Here is a 12,869-nt window from a genome sequence, read left to right as displayed (position 1 = left end):
AATCGGAATGGTGGGCGAGATCATCTCGGAATGCTGGGCGACATCGAGCGGAATCCGCATGCTCGAGCAGGCTCGCAGGAAGACGATGCGGATGTGGGCAGAGCAATCGCCGTTCGAGTTCAAGGATTCGCTGAGACGGCGCGGCTACCGTTGGAGCGACGGAAGCGATGGCAGGCCGAGGTCATGGTATGTCGACGTCGAGGAAAGCAAGATCGACGACGAAATCGCGTTTCTCAAGACCGAGATCTACCTTCGGGACGTGGAGCCACGCTTGCAGACCTTGACGGCATTCGACCGGTTCTCGATCAGGGCATGAGACGGACGTTCGGGCGTCGGGCTCGAACGTATCGCAGCGAGAGGCCCATATCAGGCCTTTGCGCTGAAGTAATGAAAGCGCGGTTCGCGCGTCTCGCTCCTTCCTTCGCATCGTCTCTACGGAGCTACCGGACGGTCACTCCGATATCTTAGAACCCAGGCGCTGCCACCCGGCGGACGACCGGCACCAGGTCGTGGACAGCGGACCAGGGCATACAAGGTCTTTGAGCTGGACGCTGTTGCCGAGCTCCCGCCGCTACCAGCAACGCCTGAGCAGCCACTGCACGTCGGTCGGTGCAGGGGCTTTTGGTTTCGACGTGCATCTCCGCATCCGGGGAGATTGCGCGGTGAAACCAGATGCAATGGTTCAGGCTGGACAGATATAGCGGCTCGCGAGTGTCGGCTGACAATTTAGCAACCGGCAATTGTGGTGGCCGCGGACTGTCGCTTGCCCATGTACCTGCACCTCCGCGTTCGGCGCCGACATCATTAAAACTCACCTCTTCTTAATCGGCTTTCCGAGCAACTTGTCGGAAATGATCCTCTGCTGGATTTCAGAGGTACCTTCGAAGATCTTTGTGAGACGTGCATCTCGCCAATAGCGTTCGACGGGGTGCAGCGTGGTGTATCCAGCTCCACCGAGGATCTGCAACGCTTCGCTGGTGACGCGCTCAGCCATCTCCGAGGCGAAATACTTGACCATGGATGTCAGCATGGCAGCCGGCCGATCAGCATCGATTTCACTGCAGGTGTGGTACATCAGTTGCCGCGCCGCCTCGATCTCGGTCGCCATGGTTGCGATCTTGAAACGAATCGCCTGAAAATTCGAAATTGGTTCACCGAACTGAACGCGCTCTTTCGAATAAGCGATAGCGTGATCGAGCGCCGCCTGCGCCAGACCGATCGAGCGTGCCGCGGTGTGCGCCCGAGCGAGCTCCAGGCCGGCGGCCGCAGCCTGGAATGCACGCCCCTCCTCTTCCCTGTCGTTCGGCCCGACAGGAACACGGACGTTGTCGAAATGGAGCTCCCACGTCTTCCAGCCGAAGTAGCCGATCTTTGGGATCGGCGAGCCTGTGACTCCCTTGGGCAATTCGCCTTTGGGCTTCTCCACTGAAACGCTCACCGTCCTTTCCGTCGGACCGTCTGGACCGTACAGCCGGCATAACACGCGGATGAAGTCCGCCCCATCCGCGAACGTGCACCAATACTTGTTGCCGTTCACGAGCCAGTTCTCGCCGTCGCGCCGCGCGCTGCACGCAACGCTCGACAAGTCCGACCCGGTTTGGGGCTCCGACAGCGCCGCGGCACCGAGATAGCGGCCCTGGGCCATGAGTGCGATCTTTCTGCGCCGTTCCTCGGGCGTTCCGGGCACAGCGGAATAAAACTTGTTGCCGCGCGCAATTATGCTCGCGACACTCATCCAGCCGCGCGCCAGTTCTTCCGCTACCAAACAATATTCGAACGATCCCAGGCCAAGTCCGCCAAACTTCTCGGGAATGACAATCCCAAAGAAGCCCAGATCACCCATACGTTCGATCAGCTCGCGCGGTATATCGCCCTTGATGGGATCGAGCATGTTGGCAACGGGCACGATCTCCTTGAGAGTGAAATCACGCGCTACGCGTTGCATCGCGAGCCGCTCTTCAGTCATCCAACCAAAAGACGTGCCATTCGTCATCGTTGTCGGCGTCCCCATTCTTCGTATCCCCGGCCTCGTCGCGTGCGTTACTTGCCGAATATGTTGGCGATCTCGAGCGCCAGGTCTCGCAACATGAGCCTAGTGAGCATCCATCGCGATCGTCGCGAGCGCATCTACCAGCCGCGGACGAAGCGGCCTGTTGCGAGACGTGAATGTCGCACTCACGTCCTGCTGTTCATCAGATATGCCATCGCTGCAGCAATGCACTGCCCCAGCTATTGTCAGTCGTGGCCTTTCCGCACTGCTTCAAGTCGGCCATCGACGAATTCTGCCACTCGCTGGATCGCGGCACGTCCCTCAGGAAGCAAGGATGCAAAGAAAGGCCAGATGTGTATCATCTCGTCCCAGATTTCGATCGTCACCTGGGTATCTGCCTCGCGCGCCCTGTCCGCCAGACGCGTTGAATCGTCCAACAGCCGCTCGCAGTCGCCCACCATGATGAACAAGGGAGGCAGGTTTCCGAGATCAGCGTATAGCGGCGAGATGAGTGGCTCTCGAACGCTTCTTTCGCCGGCATAAGCTTTCGCATATCGGAGGGTCGTCTCCGGCGTGATAATCGGGTCAACCGCCGCGCGGCTTTGCATTGACGCCCCTTCCTTTGCCAAATCGGTCGAGGGCGAGATCAGGAACGCCCCACAGGGAGGCGGTTCGTCCGCATCTCTGAGGCTGATGAGCAGGGCCATCGAAAGACCCCCGCCGGCCGAGTCTCCGCCGACCACGATATTCTGGTGAAGCTTCGACGCCCGCAGCCACCGGTAGGCTCGGATGGCATCATTCAGCGCCGCTGGAAACGGGTGCTCGGGAGCCAGCCGATACTCGACGCTCAACACCCTGCAGCGCGTCGCCTTGGCAAGTCTGCCCACAAAGTCCCGATAATCGCGAACCGAAGCGATGCAATAGCCGCCGCCGTGGAGGAAGAATAGCACGCCATTCGATTGAACGCCCGGCGGAACGCACCACTCGGCAGATACACCATCCGCATCGACCGGCTGGAACTGCAAGTCAGGATCCGGAGCAAACTGAGCTGCCAACGTTGAAAAGCGCTGACGCAACTCCGCAATTGAGAGGCCGGTGGGCGTCGGCCTGGACCGCAATGTGTTCAGGAACGCCGAGAATTCAGGACTTGCCATATCAGTTCCACCAGCTTCGAGCGTATGCCGCCAAGGATAGAGCCAACGTCTAGTTGCCGACCTGCGCGGCAAACGGGGCCCACTTGGTCCCGTCGAATTCGACGAACTGCAAATTGCGGATGATGTTGTAGTCTTCAGGAGAGTTCTCATAGGACACGCCGGGAAGCCCCAACACCAAGGAGACGTTCTTCAGATTTGTCGCCTGCTTCATGACACTCTCTCGCGTGAGTTCGTCTCCGCAGCTCTTCAGAATCGTCTCCATCAGATTCCCGACCATGTAGCCCGTCGCATACGCGGTCTCTTCGGGGTTCACACCGGGAAGATATGTCTTGACGAACTCCAGGTAGTCGCGAACGTCCTTGTCATTCGCCCATCTCGGATCCGTGGGGTCTTTCTGCCATTGCGAGCTTATCAATCCCTTTGCATTCTCCAGGCCCGCAGGACGAAGAATTGCGCCGATCGAACCGGAGATCGATGGAACGATCATTCTCGCATTCCAACCCATCTCTCGCGCACGGCGGATCGACTGTGAGGCGAACTTGGTCAACGCTGCGTTGAAGAACAGATCTGCGCCGGACGAAGTAAGTTGGGCAACCTGGGAATCGATCGTTGGCGATGTGGATTCGTAATTTGCCACCTTCACGATCATCGCGTCGGCCCTGTCGCCAAGGCCCGCGCGCAGTCCTGCGAGATATTCCCGGCCGAGTTCGTCGTTCGGATATAGGACGGCAATCTTGGAATTCGGCCAGGACTTCATGATCAACCTGCCGAAGATCTGCCCTTCAGTGTAGAACGGGATGAAGAACCCAGTCGACCAGGGCGCATGCTTTGGGTTGTTGAATTTCCTGCTGCCCGAGATTTGAAAGAGCTGCGGTACCCGAGCCTTGTTGAGGTAGGCCTGCGACGCCACTCCGGTCGGCGAGCCGTTTGACCCGACAATCGCAAGCACCCCCTCCTCTTCGACCAGTTTGCGCACCTGCTCGAAAGCCTTTGGCGGGCTATACCCATCGTCAAGCGATATCAGCTTGACCTTTCGACCATTTATTCCGCCCTTTTCGCGATTGATCTTTTCGAAATAGGCGGCTGCCCCGCGGCCAAGCGCGGCGCTCGACGAGACAGGACCGCTATAGGGCTCCGTCTGCCCGAGCTTGATTTCCTGATCCGTAACACCGGGGCCGTAGTTCCTATCGCCCGACTGGGCAAAAGCATGCGTACAACTCACCGCAATCGTTAGCGCAAGAATAGTCGCTCTGATCACACCGTGCCTCCCTGAGCCATTCCTCATCGCTCGCGTCCCTGTGGACGCTCGTTGTCCCGAACTTCCGACGAGGACGAGGATCGGTCAACAAAGCGGAGGTCATGTCAGTCGCATATTACGAGTGTGATCGGGGCCGAGCGGCTGTTGTGCGAGCAATTTGAGCGCTGGGCGCCGCCAACGCTGCCGCAGTGACACACTCTGCTGCCCCCCCCTTGAACAAGTGCACCTTAAACGAATCCGCTACTCGGAAGTGCGAGCGGACGTGAATCGCGTTCAATGTACCTCCTCCTTGCGGAGGCATTCGCGAACTAAGGCGCAGCGCTTGCACGTTCCGTTTGACCGGATCGAGCGCATGGCTCCCTCCCCCCCGAGAGACCGGCGGCACGATCGTCGACAACAACCAATCCCGGCAAGACATCTGACACGCCGATCAACAAGCCGGACCAGGCGACAATCAGACCACAAAGCCGATCACACTTGTAATAAACGACCCGTCACGGTTTAGTGCGTTATTTCAATGGCTTACACCGTCGATCGAAGGAACCCGACTGTTGCATCCGGCACATCGTGCAATATGATTGCATATTATGCATCGGAAGTGCAGACTGGATCAGGTTGTCCCGCTGTCGCTTGGCCGATGCGCAACGCCGCTCAACGTGATCCGGGGACAGTCGCATGCAACGAGACGCACAAGAGGTCATCAAGAAGGTATTGGGTAAACTTCCCTTCGACTGCGACGAACTCAAATCAAAGTACGATGGCGAACGTGACAAGCGAATCCTCGAGCAGGGTAACGCGCAGTACGTTCCGACGATGGGAAAGTTCTCGCATTTCGACCGCGATCCCTGGACGGCACCCGGGTTCACCCGGCCGCCAATCATCGAACACACTGAAGTCATCGTTGCTGGAGCTGGTTTTGGAGGCCTTCTCGCTGGCGCGCGTCTGAGAGAAGCGGACTTTCGCGATATCCGCATCGTCGATGAAGCGGGAGACTTCGGCGGGACGTGGTATTGGAATCGATACCCCGGCGCGATGTGCGACATCGAGGCTCATATCTATCTACCCCTTATCGAAGAACTCAATTATGCGCCGAAGCATCGATATGCCTATGCAGCCGAGATGCTCGAGCTTAGCCGCAATATTGGCCAGCATTATGATCTGTACCGAAAGGCCTGCTTTCAAACGACCATAACCGAAGCTCGCTGGATCGACTCTCAACGGCACTGGCTCATCGAAACAAACCGCGGAGATCGACTGACCACGGACTACCTAGTGCTCGCCTGCGGCAGGCAGAGCCTTCCCAAGCTTCCGGGTATAGCGGGCATCCAAGAATTCGACGGGCATGCCTTCCACTCGAGCCGTTGGGACTACGGTTATACGGGGGGAAGCGAGCGGGACTTCACCCTCACCCGCCTCGTCGACAAGCGAGTTGCCGTCGTCGGCACGGGAGCGACTGCGATTCAGATCGTTCCGGAGCTCGGAAAATGGGCAAAGCAGCTCGTTGTATTCCAACGGACCCCATCATCCGTAGGCGTCCGGGCCAACCAGCAAACCGGGCCGGATTGGGTCGGCGAACAAACGCCTGGGTGGCAGAAGAGACGGCGCGACAATTTCCAGCGTCTCATGTCCGGTCTCAAGCAGGATGTGAACCACGTCAATGACGGATGGACCGAGATTGCAGGGTCTCTCAACCCGCTGAGACCAAACGAGATCGAAGAACGGCTTGGTCGGAAGCCAACGAAGGAAGAACGCGCCCTGCTAGGCGAGATATTCGACTATCAGGTCATGAACAAGATCCGCGGCCGCGTGGACGAGGTCGTCAAAGACCGAGCAACCGCCGAAGCGTTGAAGCCATGGTACCGCTGGCTATGCAAGCGGCCGTGTTTCCATGATGACTATCTGGAGACCTTCAACCGCCCCAACGTCATCCTGGTCGACACCCAAGGACGCGGAGTGGAGCAAGTTACGAGAAGGGGCATCGTGGCTGATGGATCCGAGTATCCCGTCGATTGCATTGTGTTTGCGACCGGCTTTGAGGCGGGAATTTCCTACACCCGACTGACCGGGTTCGAATTGTTCGGCCGGGACGGGCTTGCCCTAAGCGAGCACTGGCGCCCCGGGGTTCGAACATTCCACGGAATGACCACCGACAGGTTTCCCAACTGCTTCTTCATGGGCGGAAACCAGCAAACGGCGGCAGCCACGAACGCGGTCCAGTTGCTAGATGAGCAAGCGATCCACGTGGCCTACACCCTGCGTAGGGTCAAAACCCTCTCGAAAGACTACGTCGAACCCACCTCCGAAGCAGTCGACAACTATGTTCACCTGATCCGCACCTCACCGAAGAACATCGCGCAAGTCGCCTTTTATCAACAGTGTACGCCGGGGTACTACAACGCTGAAGGCAAGGCTACGAAGAGCGAGGACATCTTCCAGGGCGGCCGATACGGCGATGGTCCGATGCCGTTCTACGCCATGCTCGAGTCGTGGCGGGCAGACGACCGGCTCGACGGCATGTACCTCGAGCCACCGCGACAGGACGACGTCCGGGAACAACGATCCGCCGCAGGACAAGGGTCCTAGTTCAGAGCTGTGGCCGGATGAACAAAGGGGTGGCAGCCAAGCATGCAGGTAGCTATCCTGCACGCGCCTCACCGATCGCGGAGTGTGCATCCAGCGACGATACAGTCTACTGAGCCTGGGAGAACGACGTGGCCGCCAAGCCCTCGAAGCCGAAGAAACCAGCAATGGGAGCGGCGGAGGTGTTGGACCTGAGCCTGATAAAGTCGGTCGGGAAGGCTATCGCCGTCCTCCAGGAACTCTACCAGGCCGGGCGTCCGCTCCGCATCGTCGACCTCGCTGAATTGCTCGATACCTCGTCAAGTACCGTCTCCCGTTTGGTCAGCACGCTTGCCGCAGCAGGTCTGGTCGAGCAAGAACCGGAGACAGGCCGGTGCTACCTCGGCCTGGGATTAGCGTTGCTCGGAAATTCGGCCTTGGGACGGCGGGAGCTTGACCTCGTTGCGCTGCCCGCGATGGCCGAACTGTCCGCCGAGTTCAAGGAGTATATCAGCCTCAGCCGGCTGCATAAGTGGAAGGTCGTCATCATGCGTGGGCGCACGCTTGAGACTCTGCGGCGGGACATCACCATGGTGTCGGTCGTTCCGGTCCATGGCAGTGCGCCAGGAAAGGTTCTCGCTGCTTGGCAGGACGCTCGCTACGTTCGGCAGATGCTCGCCGAGAACGGAATGGACGCCTTCACCTCCAGGACCATAACGACGGTTGACGCATTCATGGAAGAATTGGGCCGCGTTCGAAAGGCCGGCTTCGCACTTGACGACGAGGAGCTCATCAAGGGATTACGACACGTGGCGGCGCCGATCTACGATCATCGCGGACAGGTGGTCGCGACGATCTCGGCCGGCGGCTCAGCGCATCGCGTCAGCGGAGCGCAACTGGAAAAGCTGACGGCCGCCACAATCCGCTGCGCAACCGATGTGTCCCGCCTCCTCGGCTTTCGGCTGGCCACGGCTACCGGTTAGACATTGCGTGCGATGACGTGCGCCCCCTACAAGCCGTAAAGATCAGCCTTGTCCAAGGTATTCTGAACGAGCCGAAGGACGGCCACATCGATCATGACGCCATCAACCTGCGCGGCTCCCAATCCCTTCGCCTCGGCCTCACGATAGGCCGCGGCCATCCGTCTCGCGCGTGCGATCTCCTCCGACTTTGGAGAGAATACCGCCTGCGCAGACGCAATCTGTGAAGGATGGATGGCCCACTTTCCGACCATGCCGAGCGCGCGGGCCTTGTTAGCCTCGGCGCGATACCCTTCCTCGTTCTTGAAGTTGGAATAAGGCCCGTCGACCGCATCAATGCCTGCGGCCCGCGCGGCCATTGTGATCCGGAAGCGGGCAAAATGGAAAATGTCACCTGGATAGCCGCCATTGCCGCCAATTTCGCGCGTATCGATCCCCTGTGACCCGGAATAGTCTCCCATCCCGAAAATCAGGCATTCGAGCCGATCGGAGCACTTGGCGATCTCTTCGACGTTCTGCAGGGCTTGCACTTCCTCGACGAGAACTTCAATACCGATGCGACGCGCAAGCTTGAGCCTCTTCTCGAGCTGGGTCAGCAACCGATCCAAGAAAATGACGTCAGCCGCCGAATACGGCTTCGTCAACATGATCGTATCCAGGTTCTCACCGGCGCTCTCGACGACCGAAATCACGTCTCCATGACACCATTCGGTGGTCACATCGTTGATACGAACGCAGCGTGTCTTCCTCCCCCAATCGAGATTGTTGAGCGTCCAAGCAACCTTGCCGCGAGCCTCGATCTTCGCGCTAGGCGCAACGGCGTCCTCAAGATCGCAGAACACATGGTCGGCATCCGACGCGGCCCCCTTCCTCAACATCGCTTCATTGCTGCCAGGTACCGACAACTGGCAGCGCCGGGCTCGTCGAATACGCGTCGTCATCTGGATCTCCATGCCGAAAAAGCGAAAGCCTCGCCGATCGCGGCCGCCGCGATCGACAAGTGCGCATACTTTCCCGTTCGATCGCAAGCGTTCAGGGACACGTCAGCGCGATGATTACGTCTGTGATGTTTCAAGATCAAAGGCAGAATCAATGTCGCGCGTCCGCCTGGATGATATCGTCCAGCAACGGGGCGCGGCCGCGAGGTGCCGCGTCTTTAGATCCGCGGTCTTGCGCTGGATGTGCGTCGACAGCGCGGTGGAAACATCTCTTGGGAGAGGTCAACGTGAAGCTAGAAGGCAAAGTAGCGATTGTGACCGGTGCAGCCGGCGGGTTAGGCAGAGCTTATGTCAATCGGTTGGCGTCACTTGGCGCCGACATCGGCGCGATCGATCTGAGCTTCGATGGCGCGAGCACCGGCTTCCAGACGTCGGCCCGAACGGTCGCCGACGAAGTTCAGTCCAAGGGACGGCGGTGCGTAACCTTCCAGGGCGACCTCGGCGAACGAAGGGCCGCATGCGACGCGATCGAGGCCGTCATACGGGCATTCGGGCGCATCGACGTCCTCGTCAACAATGCTGGAGGCGCCATTACGCCAGTCGAGCGCAGCTCGCCCTCCAATTGCCCCGAGGAAGACGCTTTCAAACTGTTTGGCGCGAACCTCTGGAGCACGATCTTCTGCTGCCAGGCGGCCGTCCCGATCATGAAATCCCAATCTTCCGGCTCGATCATCAACACGTCGTCCGTAGCCGCCCATTCCGTGGCGCCAAATGGGCGGCTCGCACTCTACGGGGCCGCGAAGGCGGCAGTCACCCATTACACGCGAAACTTGGCTGCCGAGCTTGGACCGCACGGCATCCGTGTTAACTGTATCGCGCCAGGGATCATCATGACGCCGCGCGTGAAGGCCCAATCACAGGCGCGCGGGATCGGCGTGGACTCTGAGCTGAAAGGCATTCCCATGCGCCGCTTTGGCGAAGCCGAAGACTGCGCCGGTGTCATCGAATTTCTGGCCACCGACCTGTCTCGCTACGTCACGGGAGAGTGCATTTCCGCAAGCGGAGGCGCCTTGCTGACGCCTCACTAAAGCGCCTGATACGCCGACATGACAGGAGCCGTCGGCCTAAGCCTGAGCCCCGAATGCACCTGCCGCCGACAGTTCGGCAATTCGATCCGAAGCGTACCCGAGCATGTCCAGGACTTCGCGAGTGTGCTGTCCCAGCGTTGGTGCAGCCACCGCAGCGACAATCGGAGTGGCTGCGAGCCGTAGCGGACAGGCGATGTCCGGAACAGTTCCGGCGGTTGGATGGGCGATCGTGCTCGCGATACCGCGTGCGATCATTTCGCTCGACTGAAAGGCTTGCTCGACTGTCCGAATGACGCCCGCGGGGACCTTATGCATCCGCATCCGCTGCGCCCACGCCTCGCTTCCGTCCGTGGCCAGCGCCCGCTCGAGGATAGCCCTCAATTCACCACGATTTTCCATCCGATCGCGATTGGTACGAAAGCGCGGATCGTCGACCAGGTCTGGGCGGTTCAGGACGTCCCGAACCAGCCGGCCATAGGTCCTGTCGTTGGCGCAAATGATGTAGAGCGTCCCGTCTGCCGTCGCAAAGACCCCGGTCGGCATGGTGTCGGTCCCATCGTTGCCCACGCGGTTGGGGTTCTTTCCCGTGGCGAGATAACCCAGCGCCTGAAAACCGAGCATCAAGGTGCCAACATCGAACAATGACGTCTCGACCTTCTGCCCGACCCCTGTCCTGGATCTGGCGGCAAGTGCGCCGAGGACCGCAATCGTCGCCGAAAGCCCGGTTGCGATATCCATCACAGCCGGTCCAGTTCGCAGGCCAGGTCCGTCAGGAAATCCGTTCAGGGACATGAAGCCGGTTTCTGCCTGCACCACAGAGTCAAATCCGAGACGGTCCGCAAGTTCGCCTTCTCGGCCGTAGGCAGACACGCTGCAATAGATCAGCTTCGGATTGAGTTCCTTGAGTGCATCATAGCCGAGCCCAAAGCGCTCCATCACCCCGGTTGAAAAGTTCTCGACGAGAATGTCGGACGACCGCACCAGATCCATTGCGATCTGCCTGGCGTCATCTCGGGAGAGATCGAGCGCTATTCCACGCTTGTTACGGTTCGCCCACAGGAACGGTACACTCTGCCCGGCAAGTCTTGGCTCGAACCGCCGCAAATCGTCACCGGACGCTGCATTCTCGATTTTGATCACGTCGGCGCCCATGTCAGCAAGAAATCGCGTACACATCGGGCCGGCAATGAAATGAGAAAAGTCGGCGACCCGAATACCTTCGAGCGCCGGGGGCGCGTCAGGTCTCCGTGCACCGAGCGCAGACGCTTGATCGTACATGATCGTCTCTCCAAAGCGGCAGGGGTCAAAAGGTCACTCGCTCGAGCAATTGCGGACTAGCAATCGTCAGGCCCGGCTGTGCAACGCAGCACAAGTGTCGGGTCCAATCCTAAAGCGGGGGTGCAGGAAGGCAACAATAATTTTGTTGAACGTCCGGCAAATTATGCCAGGATGGACGCACACGACGCTGCAAGCTTAAGGACAAGGCCATGAGCGATCGCTCAATCAAATCGGCGGAGCGGACCCTTGCGATATTCGAGCTCTTCTCGGTTCGCCAGGAGCCATTGACCGTCGGCGACGTCAGCAAGAGCCTGGATATACCGCAACCAAGCGTGAGCATGTTGCTAAAGAACCTGACCAACATGGGTTACCTTGAATACGATGCCCCGCGGAGACGGTACGCCCCTACGCTGAGAGTGATGCTGCTCAACAGCTGGCTGCTTGATCGTTACGAAGGCACGGCGAAGTTCGTCCCAATCCTCAAATCTCTGCTTCTTGAGCTCCAGGAAACCGTTTTCATCGGGATGCAGAACAAGTCGACTGCACAGTACATACTTGTGGTGACGCCGAAGAACCGTGACAGCCTGCTGATAACCTCTGGCATGCATCGGTCACTGACCTGCTCTGCGATGGGCAGAATACTTCTGAGCATGACGGGCGAAGAGGAGCTTCATCGTTGGATTCGTCGCTGCAATGCTGAAGCAACCGACCCGAGATTTCGCGTGAAAGAAGCTGCATATCTCGACCTCATAGCGGCCGATCGGCGCAATGGATATGCCGAAACCGCTGGAGACATCTCACCCGGATTTGGCGCCATAGCTGTGGCGGTTCCTTCACCACTTGGAGGTACTCCTCTAGCAATCGGCGCGGGCGCTCGCGTCGAGCGCATTGCGCAAAAGCGCGACGCAATTGTCCTCGGTCTTCGCCATGCGGCTTCCTTGATCGCCACGAGGCAACCGCTAGCCGAGGCGGTTCGACCTGTTGCAGAAGCGAGTGCTGAAGCCGAAGGTACGGAAACGGCCGTCGTTGGCCCACAACTCTCGCCCTTGCCTCCATGGCTCACCAATCGGTTCACGTGAGCGTTCGCGACCCACACACGGCACCGCCGCAATTGCAGGTGCTATCCGTTAGCTTCTTTCCCCCAATGTTGTCGGCGCTTGATTAGAACGCGCCGATCACCTTCAAAGACTTGGCGATCTTCCTGGTTGACGCCATAGTGCCGAAACACGATGATACCGACATCTGCCTCCGGGCCATCTTCCTTGCTGAGCACTTCTGAATACGCATACAGTGTGTCGCCGTGGAACACCGGCGCCATCAGACGGATATTGTCCAATCCCAGTTCGGCAAGCACATTCTCGCAGGTGTCTTGGCTTGCGAGCCCCATGATGACCGAGAAGTTCACCCCTCCATAGCTAATGCGCTGTTTGAATGACGAGACCGACATTGCGTGCTCGTTGAAATGACCCTGAGCGGTATTCATGACCAGATTGGTGATCAGGACGTTCTCGAGCGGCTCGATCGTCTTTCCGCGCGCGTGACGAATGACCTGCCCCACCTCGAAGTCCTCGAAGTAGTTATCCGGTGACGTGAGGCGCCACCACTCCCTGCCCAGCAGCTTCAT

The 12,869-nt window shown here is 59.1% G+C and carries 10 protein-coding genes and 1 pseudogene; 5 read left to right on the top strand and 6 right to left on the bottom strand.

Going from position 1 to position 12,869, the window contains the following annotated elements:
* Positions 1-316: pseudogene (locus ACFFWD_RS03220) on the top strand (hypothetical protein); the annotation flags it as partial.
* Between the two features lie 495 nt (positions 317-811).
* Here ACFFWD_RS03220 and ACFFWD_RS03215 read toward each other — a convergent pair.
* The 3 genes from ACFFWD_RS03215 to ACFFWD_RS03205 all read right to left on the bottom strand — a co-directional run bounded on the left by ACFFWD_RS03215 (position 812) and on the right by ACFFWD_RS03205 (position 4,402).
* On the bottom strand, positions 812-2,011 hold the full coding sequence (locus tag ACFFWD_RS03215; protein ID WP_376961379.1) for an acyl-CoA dehydrogenase family protein: 1,200 nt from the start codon (positions 2,009-2,011) through the stop codon (positions 812-814).
* A 224-nt stretch (positions 2,012-2,235) separates the two neighbouring features.
* Positions 2,236-3,144, bottom strand: coding sequence for an alpha/beta hydrolase (locus tag ACFFWD_RS03210; protein ID WP_376961377.1), 909 nt, complete (start codon positions 3,142-3,144; stop codon positions 2,236-2,238).
* Positions 3,145-3,193: 49 nt separating this feature from the next.
* Positions 3,194-4,402 carry an ABC transporter substrate-binding protein gene (locus ACFFWD_RS03205; protein ID WP_376961375.1) on the bottom strand — a complete coding sequence of 403 codons (1,209 nt, stop codon included), beginning with the start codon at positions 4,400-4,402 and terminating at the stop codon, positions 3,194-3,196.
* Positions 4,403-5,077: 675 nt separating this feature from the next.
* Here ACFFWD_RS03205 and ACFFWD_RS03200 point away from each other — a divergent pair.
* Positions 5,078-6,985: a flavin-containing monooxygenase gene (locus ACFFWD_RS03200; RefSeq protein ID WP_376961373.1), complete on the top strand. Its 1,908-nt coding sequence runs from the start codon at positions 5,078-5,080 to the stop codon at positions 6,983-6,985.
* Positions 6,986-7,113: 128 nt separating this feature from the next.
* Positions 7,114-7,944 (top strand): IclR family transcriptional regulator, encoded by an 831-nt coding sequence (locus ACFFWD_RS03195; RefSeq protein WP_376961371.1) that lies wholly within the window; start codon positions 7,114-7,116, stop codon positions 7,942-7,944.
* 26 nt (positions 7,945-7,970) lie between these two features.
* On the opposite strand, the gene ACFFWD_RS03190 is transcribed toward ACFFWD_RS03195, so the two are convergent.
* Positions 7,971-8,882, bottom strand: a complete 912-nt coding sequence (locus ACFFWD_RS03190; protein ID WP_376961369.1) for an HpcH/HpaI aldolase/citrate lyase family protein — start codon at positions 8,880-8,882, stop codon at positions 7,971-7,973.
* A gap of 269 nt (positions 8,883-9,151) precedes the next feature.
* Here ACFFWD_RS03190 and ACFFWD_RS03185 point away from each other — a divergent pair, with 269 nt between their 5' ends.
* On the top strand, positions 9,152-9,967 hold the full coding sequence (locus tag ACFFWD_RS03185; RefSeq protein ID WP_376961367.1) for an SDR family NAD(P)-dependent oxidoreductase: 816 nt from the start codon (positions 9,152-9,154) through the stop codon (positions 9,965-9,967).
* 36 nt (positions 9,968-10,003) lie between these two features.
* Here the strand turns inward: ACFFWD_RS03185 and ACFFWD_RS03180 are convergent, their stop codons facing one another.
* A complete protein-coding gene (locus ACFFWD_RS03180) occupies positions 10,004-11,245 on the bottom strand; it encodes a CaiB/BaiF CoA transferase family protein (protein WP_376961365.1) in 1,242 nt (413 codons plus the stop codon).
* Between the two features lie 209 nt (positions 11,246-11,454).
* Here ACFFWD_RS03180 and ACFFWD_RS03175 point away from each other — a divergent pair, with 209 nt between their 5' ends.
* A complete protein-coding gene (locus ACFFWD_RS03175) occupies positions 11,455-12,324 on the top strand; it encodes an IclR family transcriptional regulator (protein WP_376961363.1) in 870 nt (289 codons plus the stop codon).
* Between the two features lie 41 nt (positions 12,325-12,365).
* Here ACFFWD_RS03175 and ACFFWD_RS03170 read toward each other — a convergent pair whose 3' ends face one another.
* A complete protein-coding gene (locus tag ACFFWD_RS03170) occupies positions 12,366-12,869 on the bottom strand; it encodes a MaoC family dehydratase (RefSeq protein ID WP_376961361.1) in 504 nt (167 codons plus the stop codon).

It is taken from the genome of Bradyrhizobium erythrophlei, from assembly GCF_042430365.1.
Classification (GTDB): Bacteria; Pseudomonadota; Alphaproteobacteria; order Rhizobiales; family Xanthobacteraceae; genus Bradyrhizobium; species Bradyrhizobium erythrophlei.
This window is presented reverse-complemented; position numbering and strand designations above follow the sequence as displayed.